At 38.4% G+C, this 25,259-nt stretch carries 20 protein-coding genes; 12 read left to right on the top strand and 8 right to left on the bottom strand.

Annotated elements, in window-relative coordinates:
• Window positions 1-53 precede the first annotated feature (53 nt).
• The 6 genes from F8B77_RS00255 (at window position 54) to F8B77_RS00230 (ending at window position 6,379) form a co-directional block, all read left to right on the top strand.
• Window positions 54-1,307 (top strand): imelysin family protein, encoded by a 1,254-nt coding sequence (locus F8B77_RS00255; RefSeq protein ID WP_151652712.1) that lies wholly within the window; start codon window positions 54-56, stop codon window positions 1,305-1,307.
• A gap of 174 nt (window positions 1,308-1,481) precedes the next feature.
• Window positions 1,482-2,915, top strand: coding sequence for a di-heme oxidoreductase family protein (locus F8B77_RS00250; protein ID WP_151653176.1), 1,434 nt, complete (start codon window positions 1,482-1,484; stop codon window positions 2,913-2,915).
• Window positions 2,916-2,925: 10 nt separating this feature from the next.
• Window positions 2,926-3,945 carry an imelysin family protein gene (locus F8B77_RS00245; protein WP_151652710.1) on the top strand — a complete coding sequence of 340 codons (1,020 nt, stop codon included), beginning with the start codon at window positions 2,926-2,928 and terminating at the stop codon, window positions 3,943-3,945.
• Complete coding sequence (locus tag F8B77_RS00240) at window positions 3,935-5,050, top strand: DUF1513 domain-containing protein (RefSeq protein WP_167512716.1); 1,116 nt, start codon at window positions 3,935-3,937, stop codon at window positions 5,048-5,050. The genes F8B77_RS00245 and F8B77_RS00240 overlap by 11 nt, the downstream gene beginning before the upstream one ends.
• Window positions 5,051-5,135: 85 nt before the next feature.
• Entirely contained in the window at window positions 5,136-5,789 is a 654-nt protein-coding gene (locus tag F8B77_RS00235; protein WP_151652705.1) for an MBL fold metallo-hydrolase, read from the top strand.
• A gap of 203 nt (window positions 5,790-5,992) precedes the next feature.
• Complete coding sequence (locus F8B77_RS00230; protein ID WP_151652703.1) at window positions 5,993-6,379, top strand: hypothetical protein; 387 nt, start codon at window positions 5,993-5,995, stop codon at window positions 6,377-6,379.
• Between the two features lie 225 nt (window positions 6,380-6,604).
• Here the strand turns inward: F8B77_RS00230 and F8B77_RS00225 are convergent, their stop codons facing one another.
• Together F8B77_RS00225 and F8B77_RS00220 are read right to left on the bottom strand one after the other, a co-directional pair.
• The gene (locus tag F8B77_RS00225; protein WP_151652701.1) at window positions 6,605-7,522 is read right to left on the bottom strand and encodes a DUF3943 domain-containing protein; all 918 of its coding nucleotides are present in this window, start codon (window positions 7,520-7,522) and stop codon (window positions 6,605-6,607) included.
• A 171-nt stretch (window positions 7,523-7,693) separates the two neighbouring features.
• Window positions 7,694-8,866, bottom strand: coding sequence for an aromatic amino acid transport family protein (locus F8B77_RS00220; RefSeq protein ID WP_151652700.1), 1,173 nt, complete (start codon window positions 8,864-8,866; stop codon window positions 7,694-7,696).
• A 227-nt stretch (window positions 8,867-9,093) separates the two neighbouring features.
• Here F8B77_RS00220 and F8B77_RS00215 point away from each other — a divergent pair, with 227 nt between their 5' ends.
• A complete protein-coding gene (locus F8B77_RS00215; RefSeq protein WP_151652698.1) occupies window positions 9,094-10,329 on the top strand; it encodes a CinA family nicotinamide mononucleotide deamidase-related protein in 1,236 nt (411 codons plus the stop codon).
• 13 nt (window positions 10,330-10,342) lie between these two features.
• Here the strand turns inward: F8B77_RS00215 and yfaE are convergent, their stop codons facing one another.
• The 5 genes from yfaE to ubiG form a co-directional block, all read right to left on the bottom strand.
• Window positions 10,343-10,648 carry a class I ribonucleotide reductase maintenance protein YfaE gene (gene yfaE / locus F8B77_RS00210; protein WP_151652696.1) on the bottom strand — a complete coding sequence of 102 codons (306 nt, stop codon included), beginning with the start codon at window positions 10,646-10,648 and terminating at the stop codon, window positions 10,343-10,345.
• Window positions 10,649-10,721: 73 nt separating this feature from the next.
• The gene (locus F8B77_RS00205; protein ID WP_151652694.1) at window positions 10,722-12,794 is read right to left on the bottom strand and encodes a tetratricopeptide repeat-containing diguanylate cyclase; all 2,073 of its coding nucleotides are present in this window, start codon (window positions 12,792-12,794) and stop codon (window positions 10,722-10,724) included.
• A 184-nt stretch (window positions 12,795-12,978) separates the two neighbouring features.
• Window positions 12,979-14,112 (bottom strand): class Ia ribonucleoside-diphosphate reductase subunit beta, encoded by a 1,134-nt coding sequence (gene nrdB, locus F8B77_RS00200; RefSeq protein WP_130086847.1) that lies wholly within the window; start codon window positions 14,110-14,112, stop codon window positions 12,979-12,981.
• A 174-nt stretch (window positions 14,113-14,286) separates the two neighbouring features.
• Window positions 14,287-16,563 carry a class 1a ribonucleoside-diphosphate reductase subunit alpha gene (gene nrdA, locus F8B77_RS00195; RefSeq protein WP_151652692.1) on the bottom strand — a complete coding sequence of 759 codons (2,277 nt, stop codon included), beginning with the start codon at window positions 16,561-16,563 and terminating at the stop codon, window positions 14,287-14,289.
• 485 nt (window positions 16,564-17,048) lie between these two features.
• Window positions 17,049-17,753, bottom strand: a complete 705-nt coding sequence (gene ubiG / locus F8B77_RS00190; RefSeq protein ID WP_130047842.1) for a bifunctional 2-polyprenyl-6-hydroxyphenol methylase/3-demethylubiquinol 3-O-methyltransferase UbiG — start codon at window positions 17,751-17,753, stop codon at window positions 17,049-17,051.
• A 322-nt stretch (window positions 17,754-18,075) separates the two neighbouring features.
• Between ubiG and gyrA the strand changes: the two genes are divergently transcribed.
• On the top strand, window positions 18,076-20,715 hold the full coding sequence (gene gyrA, locus F8B77_RS00185; RefSeq protein WP_151652690.1) for a DNA topoisomerase (ATP-hydrolyzing) subunit A: 2,640 nt from the start codon (window positions 18,076-18,078) through the stop codon (window positions 20,713-20,715).
• A gap of 150 nt (window positions 20,716-20,865) precedes the next feature.
• Here gyrA and F8B77_RS00180 read toward each other — a convergent pair whose 3' ends face one another.
• Window positions 20,866-21,573: a DUF3581 domain-containing protein gene (locus F8B77_RS00180; protein WP_151652688.1), complete on the bottom strand. Its 708-nt coding sequence runs from the start codon at window positions 21,571-21,573 to the stop codon at window positions 20,866-20,868.
• Window positions 21,574-21,783: 210 nt separating this feature from the next.
• Here F8B77_RS00180 and F8B77_RS00175 point away from each other — a divergent pair, with 210 nt between their 5' ends.
• From F8B77_RS00175 to F8B77_RS00160, 4 genes are all read left to right on the top strand, one after another.
• Window positions 21,784-22,332 carry a phosphatase PAP2 family protein gene (locus tag F8B77_RS00175; protein WP_151652686.1) on the top strand — a complete coding sequence of 183 codons (549 nt, stop codon included), beginning with the start codon at window positions 21,784-21,786 and terminating at the stop codon, window positions 22,330-22,332.
• A 62-nt stretch (window positions 22,333-22,394) separates the two neighbouring features.
• Window positions 22,395-23,747: a molecular chaperone gene (gene yegD / locus F8B77_RS00170; protein WP_130047838.1), complete on the top strand. Its 1,353-nt coding sequence runs from the start codon at window positions 22,395-22,397 to the stop codon at window positions 23,745-23,747.
• Between the two features lie 71 nt (window positions 23,748-23,818).
• Window positions 23,819-24,136, top strand: a complete 318-nt coding sequence (gene yqfB, locus F8B77_RS00165; protein WP_130045358.1) for a N(4)-acetylcytidine aminohydrolase — start codon at window positions 23,819-23,821, stop codon at window positions 24,134-24,136.
• Window positions 24,137-24,153: 17 nt separating this feature from the next.
• Window positions 24,154-25,236 carry a site-2 protease family protein gene (locus tag F8B77_RS00160; RefSeq protein ID WP_151652684.1) on the top strand — a complete coding sequence of 361 codons (1,083 nt, stop codon included), beginning with the start codon at window positions 24,154-24,156 and terminating at the stop codon, window positions 25,234-25,236.
• The last annotated feature ends 23 nt before the right edge of the window (window positions 25,237-25,259 follow it).

The following is a 25,259-nucleotide window of genomic DNA, read 5'->3' as shown; positions in this document are numbered from 1 at the left end:
GATTTCAATTAATGGTTTACAAATTCTATTCATTTGCTCAACAAGGACGATTTATGAACCACGTCAAATTTGCTCGAAATATTGTTACTATCTCACTTTTTGCTTTACCTGCGTTTTCTTATGCCGCGACTCAAACAGAAGTTGTTGAACATTACGCAGATATTGCTCATGCGGTATACAGTGATTCTTTAACGACAGCTCAGCAGCTTGATAAAGCCATTCACACTTTTTTGAATAACCCATCTAAGAAAGGCTTACAAACGGTTAAAACTGCATGGAAAGCAGCGCGTGTTCCTTATCAACAATCAGAAGTCTTCCGCTTTGGTAATGCCGTTGTTGATGATTGGGAAGGGCAACTAAACGCATGGCCATTAGATGAAGGCTTAATTGATTATGTGGCTGATGATTACCAATATGAATTAGGTAACGACGGTGCTAAAGCTAATATCGTTGCTTCTACCTCAATAAAAATTGGTGCAGAAACCCTTGATGTGAAAAACATAGAAGCAGATAAATTAGCGGATCTTAATGAGCTCGGCGGGTCAGAAGCAAACGTAGCAACAGGTTATCATGCCATTGAATTTTTACTTTGGGGCCAAGATTTAAATGGCACGAATGCAGGTGCTGGTGAGCGACCATATACCGATTATGTTATTGGTTCTGCTTGTACTAACGGTAACTGTGAACGCCGTGCTGAGTATTTAAAATCAGCTTCTGAGTTACTAATTAAAGATTTGTCTTGGATGGAAAAGCAGTGGAAAGAAGGTGAGAAAAATTACCGTGCAGAGCTATTATCTGAATCATCAGAGCAAGGTTTGCGTAAGATGCTGTTTGGCATGGGCTCTTTATCATTAGGTGAGCTAGCTGGTGAACGCATGAAGGTAGCCTTAGAAGCCAATTCTACAGAAGATGAGCACGATTGTTTCTCTGATAATACGCACAACTCTCATTACTATAATGAACAAGGTATCTATAACGTATATACAGGCACTTACACTCGTGCAGATGGCTCTCAATTATCAGGCCCAAGTATTCACGATTTAGTTGCTAAGAAAGACGCAAAGGCAGCTAAAGAGATTCAGCAGCAATTTGATGCAACGCGCACTCAAGTTGGGACGCTAGTATCGGCAGCTGAAAAAGATAACCAACATTTTGACCAATTGATTGCTTCAGACAATGCAGCGGGTAATGCATTAGTAAATAAATCAATCATGTCTTTAGTGCTACAAACCGCGTCGATTGAGCGCGCTGCAAATGTGATTGGTATTACAAGCTTAAACCCTGATACCGCAGATCATGATTTTTAATTTTAACGTTAAGAAAAAGCAGTAGTACTCAAGCTCAATCACTTCTCCCTTCCGATATAGTGATTGAGCTCTTTTATTTTCTAATATTGTTCTTATCGTAAAACAAACAAGTAAATAATACCTATCTAGGTATGGATAAGAGCAATGTTAATGATGGTCAGGATGTTCGATACCATGAAACCCGTAATGCTTGGAGCAATAGCTTTACTCTCAACGTTTTCTTTCTATTCTTTTTCTTCTGATGAGGTGTCTACTAAGAGTGATTCAGAAGACTCACGGTTTACAAATGTAGCTTCCGGCGGCAAAACCAGTGTGAAGAAGAGTGGTCAAAATGCCTTTTCTCTACCTGCTGCCAACCTACCAATGAGTATGCGTCTCGATTTTAGTGTGGGTAATAGCTTTTTTCGTAATCCTTGGGTGCAAGCTCCAGCGTCTACTGATGCCCGTGATGGGTTAGGCCCGTTATTTAATACCAATGGTTGTCAGAGTTGTCATATTAAAGATGGGCGAGGCCATACGCCGAAAGAGGGGGATACTAACGCGGTTTCTATGTTAGTGCGATTAAGTATTCCTGCTTTAACGCCTGAACAGAAAAAACGTGTCATTTTAGACGGAGTGATCCCAGAGCCAACTTACGGCGGTCAATTACAAGACTTTGCTTTACCGGGAATTGAACCAGAAGGGCAAATTCATATCACGTATACAACGCATTCTATCACTCTTGCTGATGGTGACGTTGTCACATTAAGAAAGCCAAACTTATCGATTTCTGATTTAGCTTATGGTGAAATGGCTGAAGATGTCTTGCTTTCTGCACGTATTGCGCCACCAATGATTGGCTTAGGTTTATTAGAGTCTATCCCTGAATCAACAATTTTAGGTTTTGCTGAACAACAAAAGAAAGAGGCTCAAGGCGTTTCTGGTAAGGCTAATCGCGTATGGAGTGTAGAAACCAATCAACTAGAGTTAGGTCGCTTTGGCTGGAAGGCTGGACAACCAACACTTATGCAGCAAAATGCCGCGGCCTTTAATGGTGATTTGGGCTTAACCAGTAATATGTTCCCTAAAGATGATTGTACTCAAGCGCAAGAAATTTGTGAGAAGTTACCTCATGGGGGCACTCCTGAAGTGAGTGACAAGATTTTAAATTTTGTCGAGTTTTATTCTCAGCACTTAGCGGTGCCTATTCGTCGTAATGTTAATGATCCTCAAGTCATTAAAGGGCAAGAATTATTTAAAAATATCGGTTGTGAAAGTTGTCATAAAACGAATATTAAAACAGCAAAAATTGAAGACAGACCGGCGCTATCTAATCAGTTAATTCATCCTTATACAGACATGTTGCTTCATGATATGGGAGAAGGACTTGCTGATAATCGACCAGAGTTTTTGGCTAATGGTCAAGAGTGGCGAACACCACCACTGTGGGGGTTAGGTTATACAAAAGAAGTCAATGGACATACAGAGTTCTTGCATGATGGTCGAGCTCGAAATGTACTAGAAGCAGTTTTATGGCATGGCGGTGAGGCTCAGCAATCTAAAGATAAAGTCATTCAATTATCGACACAAGATCGTAATGCGTTATTAGCATTTTTAGATTCGTTATAAGGCGTAAGTAATGAAAACTATCTATTTATTGTTAAGCAGCACGGTGTTACTGACTGCCTGCCAAAGTACAAATGAGTCTAATCAAGTCCCTAACTCTACAAATATGATTGACCATGTTTATTATATTGAGCAGCAGTCAGCCCAGCGTTTAGTTGAATCTAGTCAACGATTGACTGAGAGTTTTGAAGGATATTGTACGAATCAAACTGAAAAAGAAACGGTGGTTATGCAGTGGCAACAAACCATGCAAGCGTGGATGGCACTGCAAGGTCAACAAAGAGGGCCAGAGGCGGCACTTAGTGTTAATTGGAACATTCAGTTTTGGCCAGATAAGAAAAACACCACTGGGCGAAAAATGTCTCAACTGTTGAAAAAAGATCAAATTTGGAATACTGAATTAATTCAGCAGCAGAGTGTAACAACCCAGGGGTTAGGCGCCATAGAGTGGTTATTGTTTGATAAAGCCTCGACATTGCCAGCATCAGAGTCATGTCAGCTAGGTCAGGCCATTACTGCAAACTTAGCGCTTAATACTCTAAAGGTAGATCAAGCATGGCAAGTTAACCCGTGGTCTCAATTAGATGAAACCATGTGGTTAAATGAATACATTGCGTTACTTGCCAATCAGCTTGATTACAGCATGAAAAAACTCAGTCGTCCGCTTGCAAAAATAGGGCAACCACGTCCTTATTTCTCGGAATCATGGCGTTCAGAAACCTCTCTTACTTGGCTTAAATACAATGTAGAAGCGATGCAAAACATATATTTAGCAAATGGTGTTGGACTTGATGATTATTTACGTAAGCAAGGGCATGCTGATTTGGCTGATAGAATTGAAGACCATTTTAATTCAACGTTAGAAACATGGCCTGAATCGTCATCACTATTTGCTGAGTTACAGACAAAATCTGGTTATCAAAACGCATTAGCTCTATATAACAAATTAGAGTATTTGAAATACCTAATTCACGAAGAAGTGGCTATCGAATTGAACATTGCTATAGGATTTAATGCAACCGATGGCGATTAATAACCAAAGACGAAAGCTATTAAAAAGCAGCCTAGGGGCGATAACATTGTCACCATGGCTAACGGCGTGTTCATCCGCACCGAGTTCAGATAAAAATGCGGTTTTGATCTCTTGCTCTCGAGCAGCAAATGGACATTTTGGCGCAGTGGTGGCAGATAATGAGGGAAACCCTATTCATTCTGTACCTTTACCAGCAAGAGGGCATGGCGTTGCAATTACGCCGAATGGTGAATTGGCCGTTGCATTTGCTCGTCGTCCCGGCAATTACATGCAATTATTTAATATAAAGACGGGCGTAAGCTATCCAATTACGCCATCAATGCCAAATCGTTACTTCTATGGTCATGGTGTGTTTTCTTCTGATGGCTTAACGCTTTACACCACTGAAGGAGAGAAAGAAACCAGTCAGGGAGTTATCGGGGTTTATCAATTGCAGGGAACCCAATTAATAAAAGTGAAAGAGTTCTCAGGGTTTGGTATTGGTCCACATGAGGTAATTCGTGTTGATGATACGACCTTAGCCATTGGGGTTGGTGGTGTTCATACTAAAGGCCGAGTTCCTCTTAATTTAGAATCAATGAAACCAGCACTTGTGTATTTATCGACAAGTTCTGGTGAAGTTCTTGAACGCGTTGGATTAGCGGATCATAAATTAAGTATTCGTCACTTATCCTTGATGGATGATGGTCGAGTATTGTGTGGGCAGCAATATCGAGGTGAACCAGAAGATGGCGTGCCATTGATTGCAGTACATCGACGTGGAGAGGCTTTACAACAATTAAATGCGGAACCAGAGGAGTGGTTGCGATTTAATCATTATATAGCGAGTATTGCTGTACTTGGCGATCACGTGGTTGCTACGTCACCCAGAGGGAATTGTTACGGTGTTTGGAATTTAAAAAACAATCAATTGGTCGAGATAGCCTCGTTAGCTGATGCGTCAGGCGTGGTAGTCAATAGTCGAGATAACCTTTTACCACAGTGGCACATTAGCTCTGGTACTGGTAAAGTCATTACACGTTCTGAAAATGGTGAGGTGGTTAGTTATCAAACCAATGTAATGTGGGATAATCATTGGAGTCAAATCCCACAAACTGTGATTTAACGATTACCATTAAAAGAAACATCATAATTCCCCTAAAATAAGAGCCGTGCTATTCTTGGGTTAACTATTTTAGGAAGAGAAAGCTATGAGTTTACAATATCAAATTATTCCAGTGACTCCTTATGAGCAAAACTGTTCAATTGTATGGTGCGATGAAACCATGAAAGGGGTTGTTGTCGATCCCGGTGGTGATGTTCAATTGCTAAAACAAGCGATTGATGCGTTGAATATTGATGTTGTACACATGGTATTAACTCATGGTCATCTCGATCATGTTGGTGGCACCGAAGGTTTAGCTGCGATTACTAATGCATCGATTATTGGCCCACATAAAGAAGATAACTTTTGGTTACAAGGACTTCCTAATCAAAGTGAACGATTTGGTTTTCCTCACACTGAAGCCTTCGAGCCTAATCAATGGCTAAATGAAGGTGATGTGGTTGAATTCGGTAATCAAAAGTTAGATGTTTTACACACTCCTGGTCATACACCGGGTCATGTTGTGTTGTTTAACCAAGAAGCTAAGATGGCATTTGTTGGTGATGTATTATTTAAAGGTGCCATTGGTCGCTCTGATTTCCCTAGAGGTGATTTTGATACGCTGATTGCATCGATCAAAACAAAACTATGGCCTTTAGGTAATGAGATGAAATTTGTACCGGGCCATGGACCAGAGTCAACTTTTGGTCATGAGCGCAGAACAAACCCGTTTGTTGCGGATGAAATGCCATTTTGGTAAGAAAATTGGCAAAATTGCCGCACTTTTCGCCATACAGTGTCATCATCTCTATAAATATTGCGCGTTTTTTGGTATAAAACGCGCTTCGCCAATTCCAATACAACTATTTGAGTTTCACTTTAGGAATTGACATCTTTTTTCCGCTATCATTTTTGAGTCTTAACAGCTTAAAAATAGAATTAGCGCAACGGAGTTTAAGTTTCATGAAAATTGCTCACAAACGTAAAGTACAGTCTAAGCTGCATAAACGAATTAAAGCAACTGCACCAAAAACTGAAGTGAAAAAAGCAGCTAAACCTGCAAAAGTAGCTAAACCAGTTGAGAAGAAAGTGGAAGCAGTAGCTGCAGCAGCACCTAAAGCGGCAACAGTAGCGACAGATATCGTTCTTACGCCAAAGCAACAGACTGTATTTGATATTGTTTGCCAGAATCCTGAAGGTATCAATTCAAAAGAGATCGGTGTTAAAGCTGGTCAAGAAGAAGCAAAAGCAGCTGCATGGGCAACAGGTGGCTTGAAAAAGCTAGTTGAAGAAAACCTAGTTGTACGCGAGCAGCTTGCTGGTAATAAAGTAATTTACAAAGCAGCATAATGCTTTAGTAAGTCACTTTAAGACACAAATAAGCCGAGACTGTCTCGGTTTTTTTGTGTCTGTAATACCAATCTACATAAGTATTTGATCATTCTTGCTTGTTAAAATCAATTTTTCGTACGCAATTATCTGAACAACTACTTATCAGAATGGTATAAAACCCATTCCATCGGTATAAAAAAGGGCACTACAAAGAGTGCCCTTAATCGTTAAACTAAGAAAAGTTTAGAATTTCAATTTAACTTCAAGACCGACAAACTGATCGGTATAAGGCATACCAGCATCATAAGCAAATTGTGCTGCATCTCCATTATTGAACCATGCATTATAAGCCAAGTTAACTTCAGTATCGCCACCCCATGCATCCGTTACCCAATAGTGGATATGTCCGACAGGGTTTAAGAAGAATAGACTCACGCTACCTAAAGTATCTGATCCCATGACTTCACCACCATTTTCAGTAATGCGTAGCTCTTGCTGTAACATCAGCTCACCAACAACAGCACCAAAGAATGGGGTGACGAATAAATCTTGAATAGACGGTACTTCAGCAAAAGCTTCTACGCCATACTCCCAGAAGAAAGTAGACATGGTTGTTGAGTATAAGAAAGATTCGAACTCATTAAAGCCTGCGTGACGTGCGGCAGTATAGTAAACACCACCAAAATATGGGTGCATGATGTAATTTAAGAAGTGCTCATCTTTATCCCAGACAGGACCAGCACGTACGTTATCTCTCCATTTAGCACCAAGATTTTTAATGCTTGAATCTTCTGAATCCCATTTAGTAATGCTTTCAGGAAGAAAGGTCATTAAACCAGCGGTTGCAACACTCAAACCAAGGATTGTATACGACTGCTCCAGTAGGTAGTCCCAATCACGCTCGTCCGACACACGTAAATAGTGTGGTAATTGAGTGCTGTCTGCATACGTATCATTTTCTGAAACTTTAGACGGAGTAATATCACCATCTAATCGCATTGGAGAGAAATCAAAAGAGGCCGTTGAACAATAGCTAGAATAAATGTTGGTAGAGCAATCATTTTGATATTCCATGTCATAGGCGCTATTAGTATCTAATGCAAATGCTGGTGATGAAGCTGCACATCCTAAAAGCAAACTGGCTATTGCTTGTTTTTTCACGGAAAGTCCTTAATTAAATCAAATATAGAGCTAGATCACAATTATCTACTATTAAGCAGAAAATGCAAAACATAAAAACAATAAAGGCACAATTAAGACTGCTTTAAAAAGAGAAATAGGCCTTTACTTTAGATGGTTACAGTTAGCATTTCTGGTTGAGTGTATTTGACGTTAAAATGAACTTAATACCTGACTACCAATAATGCTTAAGCCAAACAGTACGACAAGTAAAAGTGCAATGTTGCCACCAGCAACTGTGTATTCTGAGTCTTTATGTGTTTTTCGAGCAGAAAAGACTAAAGCAACAGGTAAAAATAGAGCAAGAACTACAAGTGCGATAGCTGCATACCCTAGAGCGGTGATAAAACCTTGTGGGTAAAATAAAGCGAATATCAGTGGTGGAGTGTAGGTTAAAACAGCAGTAATTATAGATGATTTTTGCCATTTTTTTGAAGAATCACGTAAAAAATCAAATAGGCCTAAGCTAACTCCGATGAACGAGGTTAATAGCGCTAAATCTGCGAATAATGATAAGGCAATTTGAATAAATTGATGATCGATTGATTGTTGAATCCTAATAATGAACTGATTTAGGCCATTAATTTGTTCAAACTCAGACTGAGACAATTGACCTAAAGTAATGCCTTGCCAAAACAAGTAAATTATTAAAGGAAGAGAAGATCCAATTAATAAGCTTATTTTTATCTTTTTGATATCAAGGTCAAGGTAATTAACGATTGCGGGAATACTGCCATGAAAACCAAATGAGGTGAAAATAACAGGCAAAGCAGTAATAAAGACCCCTTGATGCACAGGAAGTGACATTAAGTACTCGCCGGTAATATTTGGCGTTAAGAAAAATAGAATCGACACCAGCATGATGAGTTTTAATGCAAATAACCCACGGTTAATGACATCAACCGTTTTTGTTCCAAGCGCAATAATGACCGCGACAATTACGGTAAATAGAATTGTGGAGAATGTTTTTGGTAGTTGAAAAGGACTCACTAGATTAATTTTTTCATGAAACTGTTCACTGCCACCTGCGATATATGCAGCGCATAATGCGTAAAAGAGAAATAACATTGAAAAAGTGGCTATCCGTTGTCCATTTTTTCCTAAAAACTGAAATGCAAGGCTATGCAGTGTCGCGCTACGGTGTCCATACTGGTGAACCTCTAGCATTAATAAGCTTGTGTAGCTCATGATTGCCCAAATACCAACCATTAGTATGCTTGCTGTAAAGAAGCCAAGACTTGCAGAGACAAGAGGTAAGGCTAGCATACCTGCGCCAATCGTTGTTCCTGCAATAATGAGAGAGCTTCCTAATACTTTTGTCTTCATTTTTACCACTTCTATGCTAAATCAAGTCTTTTTCCAATGATGAGAATGTACGCGCTATTGAAAATTAACTCAACCTTTATGTATTGATTGAGTTACAGTCTGTGTAATTAATTATTTACATTTGGTTTTTGTAAGGATATTTAACTGAATTAAAACAAGATAGGTTTTTTAAAGTCATTAATGTGATAAATTAGAAGCAATTATAGAAGTATCAAAGAGGAGAGTGCATGTTGCAAGTAGCAATGATTAGCACAGGCGAAGAAGTCCTTCATGGTGACATTGTAGATACCAATGCTGCATGGATGTCTCAACTATTTTATCAACATGGTTTTAAGTTATCTAACCGATCAACTGTCGGTGATAATATTGATGCGTTAGTGGCTGAAATACAGCACCAAACTAAAACCGCATCTATTGTGATTGTAAATGGTGGGTTAGGACCAACATCCGATGATATTTCTAGTGAAGCAGCAGCGAAGGTGATGAATACGTCATTAGTCATGTCCCATTATTGGCTAGAACGAATGCAAGCTCGTTATTTAGAGCAAGGCCGAGAAATGCCAAACAGCAATATTAAACAGGCGATGCTACCTGAGGGGGCTGAGATTATTGATAATCCAGTGGGTACGGCTTGTGGCTTTTTTATTGAAGTAAATAAGTCAATTGTATTGTTTACGCCTGGTGTTCCTTCTGAATTTAAAGTGATGGTTGAACATCAAATATTGCCTCGTATGAAGCAGTGGCATCCAATGGTTGAAGCGTCTGAATGCAGTCGATTATTTACTTTTGGTTTATCTGAATCGGGTATTCAAGATAAACTGCAACAATTGCGTTTACCTTATGGTTTTGAAATTGGCTATCGCTCGTCACTGCCTTTTATTGAAGTAAAACTGTTTGGACCTGCAAATCACGATGGTCGTTTCCCTGTGTTAGAGCGAATGTATCATTTACTTGGCGATAATGTCGTTAGTGTTGATGAATCTATGTTGCCAAATGTAGGGGCGTTATTAAGTGAGTTTTCATTAAATCTTACTGTGGCAGAACAAGCGACAGGAGGGTGGTTAACTAACTGGTTACAAGAAGATGACCAAATCCGTCTTAATATGAAGCAAGGCTGGATTCTCTCTTCACAAGTCGATCAACAAATGGCAGATCAAGATCCTTTAGCCGCGGCTTTGGCACTTGCAGCAGCAACGCGTGAAAGAACTCAAACCGCTATTGGTTTAGCATCAGGGCCAATTATTCAAGGCAAAGTTGCTGTTGCGCTATCTACTCAGTATGGAGAGTGGGGGCAGCTAGTGAGTCTAAAGCGCAATTATGCTTATAATGACATGCGAGCTATTTTATCAACACTGATGCTTGATATGTTGCGTCGCTGTCTGGAAAAGAAACCAATGTTTGGTCAATATGAATCACTGAATAGAGAATCAGAGATTTATGTACCACAAAGCGCATTGCAGTAATATTTGTTAAATACTAAAGAGCGATCCTATGGGTCGTTTTTTTTGCTTTTTTTTCAGTAAGTTGAAAAGTTACCCCTTCAATAATAAGGTCTGATCTCGCTTTACATACACAGGGCAAGATTTCGTTGGTAGATAAAAAGGCAAGAGGGGAGCTCTGATAACTGACCTCTCCTGATATCAATGTGCATCGACATGTACCACAATCACCATTGCGGCATTGTGATTCCACAATCATGCCATTGCTTTCCATTATCTCTAGCAGAGTTTTATTCTCTTGATTATGGAGCATTGTTACTTTATTAATGTGGATTTTTGACATGCAATGGAAGCTCTGATCATTAAATTGAACAAAATAATAGCATAGGTTTCACTGTAATGAGTGTGTCATTTTATTAATTCAGGACTTCTGTCTGAGAAAAATCATAGTAGCAATCTCGGCCCATCTCTTTAGCTTTATAGAGAGCCTTGTCAGCACGATCGACAACCTGAGAAAGTGTTAATGTATTTAAGCCTTCATTCATGTAGCTAATGCCAATGGATGCAGACACATAATGAGAGCATGTTGATTTTTTATGAGGGATAAATAAATACTTGATCGCTTTTAACAACGAATGTAATTTTTCCTGAGTTTTTTCTTTATTAATACCAGCGATTAAAATGAAAAACTCATCGCCACCATAACGATAGACTTCAGTATTTAAACCATGAAAGTGCTCTTTGATTAATTTACTGATTTTAATTAGTACTTTATCGCCAGCAATATGCCCATAGGTGTCGTTATATTCTTTATAGTGATCAATATCAATCATTATAGAGGTGTAGACATTAGAGGGCTGCTTTTTTAATTGCAGGAAATGTGCATCAAGTGATTTACGATTCCACACTTGTGTAAGGTGATCGGTTTGCGAAAGATAAAGCAGTTGTTGTCTGTTATATTGGTTTTCAAGCGCTATAGAAATATAGTTGATCAGTTGTGTAAACAGTTCAAAATGAAATGCTTGGTATTGATAGCTCTCTTTTGCTTGTACCGTAAATCCCGCTTGTATCTCACCATTGATTTTTATTGGTGAAAACATGACTGATTTAAAGTGAACTTTTCTGTCACACTTATCACCAAGCATAGTAACTTTTTGCTCGCTATTCATATGATTAAAATAAAAAGCCGAATTACTCTTTATACAGTAGCTCATGTAAGTCGCTTCATTTTTGCAGTTGGTTACATAAGGCGCTTTTGGTATGCAGTTTTCATCAAGGTAATGCATTGAAATAGAATCAGCTTCTTTATCGTAGAAGCCTAGTGCTAGGGTGTCTGTTTGAAATAAAGTAGAAAGATCTTGTTGAATAGTAGGAAGAATACTTTGAATATCAGTACTGTTATTAATGTATTGCCCAATTTTATTTACTAATGCCAAGTTATCTGACAATGACTTCATTGTACTTAATTGTAATTTAGCTGTATTTAAGCGATACAATTGTTGTAGGTAATCACTTTCTCTTTTAAGTAGCTCTCTTCGTGAATTAAGCAGTGAAGATGTTAATGTTTGGTAATGCTGTTCACGAATTTCAATTGCAGGAATATCTTTAATTCTAAGTAAGATTATGTCATTAAACCCATCAATTAATTTGTCGCTTTCAATGCTTTTTGCAATGGATAAACCGCTTTCAATATAGGTATCTAACGTTTCGTATTTATGATGACTTGTTAAATATTGGCAATAGTCAAGGATCATTTCAGCTTGATAGTAGTCGTTCTGACTACGACACATATTTTCAATAGATAAAAGATGAAAGGTCTCTGCTTCATCAATATTATGATGACCATTCGCAATTTCCGCTTTTATTTTGTAATAAAACCCTAAAAGTCGCGGTTCTTCTTTTATATCATCAAATAGGGTATTGAGAATATTCAATGCCTCCTTAAATTGACATTGTTTAGCTCTAATTTCGGCTATGTTAAATAGAGGTACTACGGCTGACAATTTATGAGCGTGCTGCTGCAGAAATAAAGTGGCTTCTTCAAAATGTGCGAGGGCTTCATTGAAGTTACCAAGCTGGAGAAAGATATCTCCAATATTATTTTTTATAAGACCAATGATATAACCATCACCAATCGGATTCGATTTTTCTGCTTTTGTTAAAAACTTATGAGCATAAAAGTAATTACCAAGCATGCCATAAACGGTACCAATATTATAATGACAAAAACAAATAAGAAATTCTTGCTTATTTTGTTGAGCAAAAGTAATAGCATCGAAAAATAGATTAATGGCTTCTATTAATCTTCCAGAGCGAGAATATAAGAACCCTTGAAAAATAAATTCAAATTGTGGGGGGATACTTTGGTTCTGTCTTAAAGATTCAGACGTAATAGTATTGAGGCGAAATTGCACCTGCTGTTTTGATGAAGCAGTAGGCAGTTGCCTTACTTGCTCCAATAGATAACTTGTCCACAGTTCATTAGCCATAATTTATATTTATATTTATATTTTTTATTTAATTACAATAGATTATGGCATGTAAGTGATCTTATATGAAGCGAGGTCTCGTTTTTGACTCTTTCATATAAGTAAAAGTGTGGTGTGCGTCAAAATTTTGTCAAAAAAAAGCCGAAATAAAATTCGGCTTTTTAAAGAAAGAGGTGAAATGAAATTATAATTCAAAGTCGCCTAAATCATCGGCATCCACATCATTATCAATTTGTCCTACAAGATAAGAGCTGATCTCTGTTTCTTGAGGGGCAACTTGAACGTTATCTGAACTTAACCAAGAATTAATCCATGGAATTGGATTTTGTGTCGCACCTTCGTAAGCACTGTTAAGTCCAACCGCTTTCATGCGTAAGTTGGTAATATATTCAACGTATTGGCAAAGAATATCCTTGTTTAGACCAATCATTGAGCCGTCTTTGAATAGGTAGCTTGCCCACTCTTTTTCTTGTTCAGCAGCTGCTTTAAATAAATCAAAACATGCTTGCTCGCATTCTGATGCAATTTCAACAAATTCAGGGTCGTCTTGACCTGTACGAAGTAGGTTCAGCATGTGCTGAGTACTGGTCAGGTGTAAAGATTCATCACGAGCGATCAATTTAATAATTTTAGCATTACCTTCCATTAATTCACGTTCAGCAAAAGCGAATGAACAAGCAAAGCTTACGTAGAATCGAATGGCTTCTAATGCATTTACAGACATCAAGCAAAGGTATAATTTCTTTTTCAGCTCACGTTTAGAAATAGTGATTTCTTCACCATTTAAAACATGAGTACCTTCACCGAAACGGTGATAATCGTTAGTTGCTTGGATCAAGTTATCGTAGTAATGCGCAATGTCTTTTGCACGCTTTAGGATTTCTTCGTTTTCAACGATGTCATCAAAGATAATTGATGGGTTATTTACAATATTACGAATAATATGCGTGTATGAACGTGAATGAATCGTTTCAGAGAATGACCATGTCTCAATCCACGTTTCTAGTTCAGGAATAGAAACCAAAGGAAGCAGTGCCACATTTGGGCTTCGACCTTGGATTGAATCTAATAAAGTTTGGTATTTTAGATTACTGATGAAGATATGCTGTTCATGCTCTGGCAGATTATTGTAATCAATGCGATCACCAGAAACATCAACTTCTTCCGGACGCCAGAAGAAAGAAAGCTGCTTTTCGATAAGTTTTTCAAAGATCTGAAATTTTTGTTGGTCATAACGAGCAACATTTACCGAGTTACCTAAGAACATAGGTTCTTTCAATTGATCATTTTTTTCTTGTCGAAAAGTACTGTACGCCATGGAAACCTCAATGTGATTAAAGCCAAAGAAATAGAGAAGGGCTTCTTAATTTAAAAATTATGCCGATAGATACCTATACGAACTTAGGTACATATTGGATTAATAATTACAAATATGGAGCTAAAAGATAAATAAGCCCGCTAATGAAAGCGGGCTTGATTTTAAAATGGAAAATTAGATCTTACAACCACCGCCTGCACAATCGTCATCTTGTCCAAGATCACCTTGTGAGTCGCTAGCACCATCACGGGTGTTATGATAATAAAGCGTCTTAAGACCCAGTTTATAAGCCGTTAATAGATCTTTTAACAGCAGCTTCATTGGTACTTTACCATTTGGCTGAATGTTTGGATCATAGTTTGTATTTGCTGAGATAGCCTGATCAACAAACTTCTGCATGATACCTACAAGTTGTAAATAACCGTCATTTGAACCGATATTCCAAAGTAATTCATAGTTCTCTTTTAGATTTACGTAATCAGGAACAACTTGCTTCAAGATACCATCTTTAGATGCTTTAACTGATACGAATCCACGCGGTGGTTCAATGCCATTAGTTGCATTAGAGATTTGAGAAGAAGTCTCAGAAGGCATTAATGCAGACAATGTTGAGTTACGTAGACCGTGAGTTTTGATTTCTTCTCGTAGTGTTTCCCAATCTAAATGCAGTTGCTCAGAACATACATTATCGATGTCTTTTTTATAAGAATCGATTGGTAAGATACCTTGCGCATACGTTGTTTCATTGAATGCAGGACAAGCACCTTGCTCTTTTGCTAAACCAACAGACGCTTTTAGAAGATAGAATTGAATCGCTTCAAACGTTTTATGTGTTAAGCCATTTGCACTACCATCAGAGTACTTAACGCCATTTTTTGCAAGGTAGTAAGCATAGTTAATTACACCAACTCCTAACGTACGACGATTCATTGTTGACTTGTATGCTGCAGGAAGAGGGTAGTCTTGGTAATCAAGCAGTGCATCAAGAGCGCGTACTGCAAGCTCAGCTAATTCTTCAAGCTCTTCAAGTTTTTCAATTGCACCTAAGTTAAATGCAGAAAGCGTACATAATGCAATTTCACCTTCCTCGTCATTAACATGTGTTAATGGCTTAGTAGGAAGCGCGATTTCTAAACATAAGTTCGATTGACGTACTGGTGCAACACTTGGATCAAATGGGCTGTGCGTATTACAGTGATCGACATTTTGAATATAGATACGACCTGTTGAAGCACGCTCTTGCATAAGTAGAGAAAATAATTCGATAGCTTTAACCGTTTCACGTTTAATCGAAGTATCTTGCTCGTAGATCTCATATAGACGTTCAAATTCTGCTTGGTCAGCAAAGAATGCATCGTATAGACCAGGAACATCAGATGGTGAGAATAAGCTAATGTGACCACCTTTAATAAGGCGAGTGTACATTAGTTTATTAATTTGTACGCCGTAGTCCATATGACGAACACGGTTCTCTTCTACACCACGGTTATTTTTAAGAACCAATAGCGATTCTACTTCACGGTGCCAGATAGGGTAGAACAGTGTTGCTGCACCACCACGAACACCACCTTGAGAACAACATTTTACTGCTGTTTGGAAGTATTTGTAGAATGGAATACAACCGGTATGGAAAGCTTCACCATCACGGATCTCAGAGCCAAGAGCACGAATACGTCCAGCATTGATACCGATACCAGCACGTTGAGATACGTAACGTACAATTGAACCTGCAGTTGCATTGATAGAGTCTAAGCTGTCATCACATTCAATTAGTACACAAGAGCTAAATTGGCGAGTAGGGGTACGTACACCAGACATGATTGGTGTAGGTAGTGAAATCTTGAATCGTGATGTTGCATCATAGAAACGTTGAATGTATTCAAGGCGCGTTTCTTTAGGGTATTTAGCAAATAAACACGCCGCAACTAAGATATAAAGGAATTGTGCACTTTCGTAAATCGCGCCCGTTACACGGTTTTGAACAAAGTACTTACCTTCAAGCTGTTTAACTGCAGCGTATGAGAAATCCATATCACGGTTATGATCGAGCATTTGATCCATGATATTAAATTCTGCTTCTGTGTAATCTTCGATAATGTGCTTATCGTATTTACCCAGTTCGATTAAGTTATTTACGTGCTTAAATAATGTCGGCGGCTCAAATTGACCATACGCTTTTTTACGAAGGTGGAAAACAGACAAACGCGCTGCTAAGTATTGATAATCAGGCGTTTCTTCAGAGATAAGATCAGCAGCAGCCTTGATGATAGTTTCATGAATATCAGACGTCTTCATACCGTCATAAAACTGAATATGAGATTTCATTTCTACTTGAGATACTGAAACGTTATCTAGATCTTCTGCTGCCCACGTGATCACTTTATGGATCTTATCTAAATTGATCTTTTCTGTGGTGCCATTTCGCTTAGTAACGGTAAGCTGTTGGGTCATTTGTGACTTTTCCTTAGAATGAAGAACGAAATATGTAGTATTTGTAATTTTCGTTATTAATTTGTGATCAAACTCATAGTGTGAATTAATCAATAAACACAAGATGTAGGGCTTAATAAATAATTGACTACAAGATAATGATAAAATGAGCAGTGATCAAGTCTGAAATTAAGAGAGACCTGTGGATAACCTATGAATTAAAAAAAACAGTAAGTAGCTACTAACCGAGTTAGATTAGGTATAGCAAGACATCAGAAATAACGTATTTCATAATGGTGGAGAAGTAGGCAATTAAAAAAATATTTTTCTTGATTTTTGTGGTTTAGGTGGATCTCTAAGAATCAAAAAAAATTGTTGATTTGTTGTTCTAAATTTAGCATTAATGCGGCTTTAGTAAACAAGTTAAGAATTGAGATATTTTGAAATTAATTCACTCTTTATTTGTATTAAGAACACAGATAAAGAGTGAAAATTATGATAAAGGCTTATAGGGAGGTATGAACGATATAGTTAACATCAACATTTTTGCCTAATGAATAAACATCTGTTAACGGGTTGTAATGTAAGCCAGTGATGCCTTGTTCTTGTAACGCGGTTTGATCGAGCATCTTTAATAATTCAGAAGGGCGAATGAATTTATTATGGTCATGTGTCCCTTTTGGCACGAGCTTTAGCAATTGCTCTGCACCAACAATGGCAAACAAATACGATTTGATATTACGATTTAACGTAGAGAAAAATACGTGCCCGCCAGGTTTAACCATTTTTGCACATGAACGAATGACAGAAAGTGGATCAGGGACATGTTCAAGCATTTCCATGCAGGTCACTACATCGTATGTCTCTGGGTTTTCTTCAGCGTGTTGTTCAGCCGTTGATTGAATGTATTCTAATGTTGTTCCTGTCTCTAAAGCATGTAAACGAGCAACCGTTAAAGGTTCTTTTCCCATGTCCAAACCAACAACATCAGCACCTTGGTTTGCCATGCTTTCAGCTAAAATGCCACCACCACAGCCAACGTCTAATACTTTTTTACCAAACAAACCGTTGGCATTATCTAGTACATAATTGAGGCGTAATGGGTTGATTTGATGTAACGGTTTAAATTCACCTTCAAGATCCCACCAACGAGACGCCATATCTTCAAACTTTTTGATTTCTGCCGGATCGACATTTAACGGTTGAGTCATAGTTCATATTCCTTTTTAATCTTCCTCTATTATATACAGAAAAAAAACAGAAAGAGAGCGATAAAAGTGGTGATTTTTTAGTCGTATTTGTTATGTTTTTCAAGAATATGATGATCTGATATGTGACTTGCTCCTGATTTCGTAGGATTCTTAAGCTTAAGAGTTGTTTTGCGAATTAAAACGATGCGAAATTGAAGTGTTATGTGCTATATTTTGCAGTCTTGCACGTTTATCAGTATCAATTACTTTATCTTTATAGATAGTTTGATTGATAAAGTAATTGATATTGATACGACAGAACTAATTGAGGGATATTGGCTCTATGAGCGATCTTGCTAAAGGGATCACGCCCGTAAATATTGAAGATGAGCTTCGAGGTTCATACCTAGACTATGCGATGTCAGTAATCGTTGGTCGTGCTCTTCCAGATGTGCGTGATGGTCTAAAACCTGTACACCGCCGTGTTTTATTCGCGATGGATGTATTAGGTAATGATTGGAATAAACCATATAAAAAATCTGCCCGTGTAGTCGGCGACGTAATAGGTAAGTATCACCCACACGGTGATAGTGCTGTATACGACACGATAGTGCGTATGGCGCAGCCGTTCTCACTACGCTATATGCTTGTTGATGGCCAAGGTAACTTTGGTTCTATCGATGGGGATTCAGCGGCGGCGATGCGTTATACCGAAGTTCGTATGTCGAAAATTGCTCACGAACTGTTGGCAGATTTAGACAAAGAAACCGTAGACTACGTTCCTAACTATGATGGTACAGAACAAATCCCTGCGGTATTACCTACTCGTGTCCCTAACTTATTAGTTAATGGTGCATCAGGTATCGCTGTTGGTATGGCAACAAACATTCCACCTCATAACTTAACTGAAGTGGTTAATGGTTGTTTAGCATTCATCGAGAATGAAGATATCACTATCGATGAGCTGATAAACTACATTCCAGGTCCTGACTTTCCGACAGCTGCATTAATCAGCGGTCGTAAAGGCATCGTTGATGCATATAAAACAGGCCGTGGTAAAGTTTACATGCGTTCTAAAGCAAATATCGAAGCTGACAAGAATGGTAAAGAAACTATTGTTGTTACTGAGATCCCTTATCAAGTAAACAAAGCTCGTGTAATTGAAAAAATTGCAGAGCTTGTTAAAGATAAGAAAGTAGAAGGTATTTCAGCACTGCGTGACGAATCTGATAAAGATGGTATGCGTATTGTTATCGAATGTAAGCGTGATGCAGTAGGTGAGGTGGTTCTTAATAACCTGTACTCATTAACTCAGCTTCAAACGACATTCGGCGTAAACATGGTTGCACTAGATAACGGCCAACCAAAACTGTTCAACTTAAAAGAAATGTTGAAGTGTTTTGTTGATCACCGTCGTGAAGTGGTAACTCGTCGTACTATTTTTGAATTACGTAAAGCGCGTGATCGTGCTCATATCCTTGAAGGTTTAGCACTAGCATTAGCAAACATTGATGAAATCATTGAGCTAATCAAAAATGCTCCGACACCTGCTGATGCAAAACAAGGCCTTATCGATCGTGGTTGGGATCTTGGCAACGTAGCTGACATGCTAGAGCGTGCAGGTACAGATGCAGCTCGTCCAGATTGGTTAGAGCCAGAGTTTGGTATCCGTGAAGGTAAATACTTCTTAACGGAGCAACAAGCTCAAGCTATCCTAGAATTACGTCTACACCGTTTAACTGGTTTAGAGCATGAAAAAATTCTAGATGAATATAAAACTTTATTAGACGAAATCGCAGAGCTAATGCATATCCTTGCAAGCACTGAACGTCTAATGGAAGTTATCCGTGACGAATTAGTAGCCGTTCGTGATACTTATGGTGATGAGCGTCGTACTGAAATTGGTGCCGCAATTCACGATATCGACATGGAAGACTTAATCACACAAGAAGACGTAGTAGTAACGCTTTCTCGTGAAGGTTATGTTAAGTACCAAATTTTAGGTGACTACGAAGCTCAGCGTCGTGGTGGTAAAGGTAAGAGTGCAACTAAGATGAAAGACACCGATTATATCGAGCGTCTACTTGTTGCTAATACTCATGATAATATCCTTTGCTTCTCTACACGTGGTAAAGCATACAGCTTGAAAGTATTCCAACTTCCTCAAGCTAGCCGTACTGCTCGTGGTAAGCCTATCGTTAACATTCTTCCTCTAGAAGAAGGTGAGCGTATTACAGCGATTCTACCAGTATCTGAATACTCTGAAGATAAGTTTATCTTCATGGCAACAGGTGATGGTACCGTTAAGAAAACATCGCTAGATCAATTCGCTAAAGTTCGTGCAAACGGTCTGATTGCAGTTAATCTACGTGAAGATGATTCATTGATCGGTGTTGATATCACTGATGGTTCAAATGAAATCATGCTGTTCTCTAAAGCAGGTAAAGTCGTTCGTTTCAACGAAGAACATGTTCGTGGAATGGGTCGTACTGCTTCGGGTGTTCGTGGTATGAAACTGACTGGTGAAGATCAGGTGGTTTCGTTAATTGTTCCTTCAAATGAAGGTGACATTTTAACAGTGACAGAAAATGGTTACGGTAAACGTACTAAATTGTCTGAATACCCAACGAAGAGCCGTGCAACACAAGGTGTTGTATCTATTAAGGTTTCTGAGCGTAACGGCAGTGTTGTTGGTGCCGTTCAAACTGAAGATGGTGATGAGTTCATGATGATCACTGATGCAGGTACGCTAGTTCGTACTCGCGTATCAGAAGTAAGCCAAGTGGGTCGTAATACCCAAGGTGTTACTCTGATCCGTACTGCTGAAGATGAGAATGTAGTTGGTCTACAACGCATTGATGAGCCAGAAGAGATTGAAGTCCTTGAAGGTGAAGAGGGCGAAGTAACAGAAGCAACAGAAAATACTGAAGCAACTGAAGCGCCTCAAACTGATGATTCAGACACTGAAAGCACAGAAGAATAAGTAATTACTTAATCTGAAAATTAAAAGCCTGCTTAGAAATAAGCGGGCTTTTTTATGTCTATTATTTGGCTAGGCTAGAATGGGGGTATAACAAAGCACCAAGTTAACAATAACTCAGTGCTTATTAAATAGCGTATTTTATTGTGTTATTTATACAGTGTAATTTTCTTTTAAAGCACTGAATCGTTCAACCAGATCATCAATTGCATCTTGTTCATAAGCTTTTAAGCCTGTAGCGATCATACGCTTAGTGCCATGGCCCACATCTTCACCGTTTTCAGTGAATTTAAAGTTTAATTTAACAAGGCCACGTTTTCCTTCAATGTCCATCGTCGCGCCAGTGAATTCAACCTTAGGTGTGGAAATATCTAAACGAGTGAATTCAAGATCCATGCTTTCATAAATAACCAAAGGACGTTGGCAGTTGATCATTAACTGCTTTTCTTCCATCAATGGCACCATGATGTGAGGAAAGTTCATACCTGAAAACTGCACATATTGTTTAACGACGTGTTCAATAAATTCAGGATTAAGGTTTTTTTCACCGCTACGCTTTACATGCAGGTATTGCTTGTCATTATCATCAGATAAAGAATAGACACCTTCTTCAGCATGATTAATGTGGAGAGCTGTCCCGCCAGATACCATGCCAGCAAAGTCAAAGTGCATTTTGTTACTAATGCCTGTTTTAGAAAGCAAAACAGCAAACAATAAATCACCAGGAACACAGAAACGTTTTGAATCTACGTCATGTATAGGGTTGAAATCACCAGCCACTTTTTTTGCAAAGTCACTTGCTTGTTGACGGGTGAATTCAAATGAATTATCTGTTTGTGAAAAATATTGATTTAACTGCATAATATATTTGGTAAAAACCTAGATAATGAAATAACAGGCTCAGTATAACCAATCTCTCATCGTTAAATGGTCTATCCAGTCATAATAAACGTAAAAACAGCGATTTAAACGTTTCAAAATGGCGATAAATTGACAATTACTTCACGTTTTAGTCGTTATAATCTCAGAAATAATACCTACATGCAGTGATTGCTTAAATAAAGGCTACCAATGAAATCGTTAGTAAAAATAGGAATAGCAGGTTTATTTATTTTTATGAGTTCTTTTACTTGTGCAGAAGAGAAAAAATCAGGAGATATGGCCGCAGACATTGGTACGGTTGGAATCCCAGTGATTGCGGGGTCGATAGCTTTATATAAAGAAGACTATGATGGGTTTTGGATGTTCGCTAAAGGAGCAGCATACACGCTAGTTGCAACACAAGCATTAAAATATACCGTGAAAGAAGAGCGTCCGAATGGCGAAGACAATCTTAGTTTTCCATCAGGGCATTCATCATCAGCATTCCAAGGCGCATCCTATCTACAGTTTCGTTATGGTTGGGAGTATGGTCTTCCTGCTTATATTGGCGCAGGGTTAGTTGGATATTCACGAGTAGAGAACGAACATCACTATTGGCGAGATGTTATTGCTGGAGCAGTATTGGCAACAACGATCCAATATTTAGTGACTGACAAGTATATAGACTCAAATCAAGTAATGATTGTGCCTGTAATTAATCAAGATCAGGTTGGAATAGCAGCATCTTTCTCATTTTGATTGGCAAAGCGGCAACAAGCGAGTAAAATCAGCTCCCTTTTATCGAAGCTAGGTGTACAACAATGTTTATTGGATTTGACTACGGAACCGCTAACTGCTCAGTGGCGACCATTCTAGATAATCAAGCGAAACTATTAAAGTTAGAAGGGGATAGTACGTTTATTCCTTCTGCATTATGTGCGCCTACACGAGAAGCGGTTTCTGAATATCTTTTCCGTATTTGGGGCGTTCAACCAAGCACAGATATTAATGAGCGCTTACTTCATACTGCAATTTCTTTTAACCGCGAAGAAGATATTGATGTCGATGCTGAGTCGATGACATTTGGCCAAGCCGCTCTAAATACTTATATTGATGATCCTGAAGAGGTGTATTACGTAAAATCACCAAAGTCTTTCCTTGGTGTATCTGGTTTACGTGATGTTCAAGTAAGCTTATTTGAAGATCTTGTTACTGCAATGATGAAGAACATCAAAAATAATGCAGAGCAAGAATTACAACAAGATATCACATCGACCGTGATTGGCCGTCCTGTTAACTTCCAAGGTGCAGCAAGTGATGATGCCAATACACAGGCGATCTCGATCTTAACTCGTGCAGCTATCCGTGTCGGTTTTAAAAATATTGAGTTCCAATTTGAACCTGTTGCTGCCGGTCTAGATTATGAACAAACACTGACCGAAGATAAAACGGTACTGATTGTTGATATCGGTGGTGGTACAACAGACTGCTCAATGATTCAAATGGGACCATCATGGCGTGATTATCATGATCGTACTAAAGGAATTTTATCTCATAGTGGTTCACGTATTGGCGGTAACGATTTAGACATTCATTTAGCGCATCGTCAATTAATGCCACTGTTAGGTTCTCAAAGCCGCACTCATAAAGGCCTTGAGTTACCAATGACACAGTTCTGGAACCCAATAGCAATTAATAATATTGTTGCTCAACTGGATTTCTTTGGGTTTGGTAACCGTAAACATCTTTTACAGATGATGAACGATACTCAAGAGCCGGAAAAATTGGCTCGCTTAATCAAGCTGTATGATGAGAAACTAAGCTACAAGTTATTGCGTGATGCAGAGCAAACGAAAATCGCGTTATCAGAGCATCTAGAGCATGCGATTGATCTAAGTTACTTAGATGAAGGTTTATCATTATCTCTTAATCAGTCTGACTTAGCAGAAGCGATTGCAAAACCACAAGACAACATTAATAAGTTAGTAAAAGAAGCGATTCAACAAGCGGGTAAAACGCCTGATATTATTTATGTTACAGGTGGTTCAGCGCGCTCTCCAATTTTACGTGCAGCCTTACAACAACAGTTGCCAAACATCGAAATTGTAGGCGGTAACTACTTTGGTTCGGTTACCGCTGGTTTAGCACATTGGGCAAATTACTGCTTTGGTTAATTAACAGTATTATATCAATAATTAATTTTCGAGCTGCATTGTCGCAGCTCGAATTACATTAGGAAAACACAATGAAAGTAGCACCAACAACAATGACATTCTTTGAGCGTTTTGAATCAGATATTTTATCGAGTAAAAAAGTCATTACTATCCGTGACGAATCTGAAAAAGATTACGTTGTAGGAACAGAAGTTGAAGTGAGCACTTATGAAGACAACCGTCGTTTTTGTCGTTTAGCGATTGATGCTGTTGATCCAATTAGCTTTGATGATCTTAACCAGTACCATGCTGAGCAAGAAAACATGACGCTAGAAGAACTTAAAAATATTATTGAAGAGATCTATCCAAATAAAGGTCAACTGTACGTTATTTCATACCATTTAGTATAAGAAAGTAAAGGTAAGTAATGGAATTATTATCTATCGATTTTTTAGGCCAACCATTGCGCTTAGAAGGTTCTATGGCGGGTTGGCAGCAAGTATTTTGGAGCAATACTTTAGTTGCACAACAAGCGGCGTCTGCTGATCATCAAGATCATTACGTGCATGAATTTCAGCTCAATCAAGGCGAAAGTATATTAACTTGCCGCTTAGAAGCTAAAGTGACATGGCAGCCTTTTCTTATTGAATATAGTGCAATGGTTGATGGTCAGTTAATTGCAGAAGGCTCTCGTAATACAAAAGATATTGAGCAGCAAATACCGCATACGCCAATTAAAGCGGAAAGAAAATTCAGCTTGATAGGGCTTGTTTCGTTAGGGATGAAAGCGTTAAAAAGTGCAAAGTTAATTAAAGTGGCTTTAGCTTCCGCCAGTATTGCCGCGTACTCATGGCTTTTTTCTATTGAGTTTGCATTATCACTTATTGCTTGCCTTGTTTTTCATGAATACGGCCATATTCGCGCAATGAAATACTTTGGCATGAAAACTAAAGGTATCTACTTAATCCCGTTCCTTGGTGGTTTAGCACTCAGTGATGAGAAAATAAATACACGTTGGCAAGATGTTGTTATCTCAATTATGGGGCCATTCTTTGGTTTGATTCTCTCCTTAATATTGATGGTAGTTTATTTGATAACCGGCGAGATGTTCTTTGCTGGTCTTGCTGTATTTAACGCCTTTTTGAATCTATTTAATTTATTGCCAATATTGCCGTTAGATGGGGGGCATGTACTTAAAAGTATCAGTTTCTCAATGAACAGTAAGTTAGGTATTACATTATGCGCATTAGCTGCAGTAGGTGGTGTTCTATTAAGTTACCAATTAGGTCTCGCACTTTTTGGTTTCTTACTTATTATGGGAAGTCTTGAAATCGTATTTGAGTGGCGTGCTCGTCATCATAGCCATTTACTGCCACTCGACAAGTATGGCCAATTGGTATCAGCGGCATGGTATGTAGGTTTAGTTAGTTCACTTATAGGAATTATTTGGTACTTTGATAGCAGTGGTGATGCCTTGTTACAATTACCAATGCAGATTTTAGGAACTTAATCTTTAATACCATTCTAAGACTC

The organism is Aliivibrio finisterrensis (assembly GCF_008933155.1).
Taxonomy (GTDB): domain Bacteria; phylum Pseudomonadota; class Gammaproteobacteria; order Enterobacterales; family Vibrionaceae; genus Aliivibrio; species Aliivibrio finisterrensis.
The sequence above is the reverse complement of the archived record's forward strand: the minus strand, read 5'-3'. Positions and strand labels throughout refer to the sequence as shown.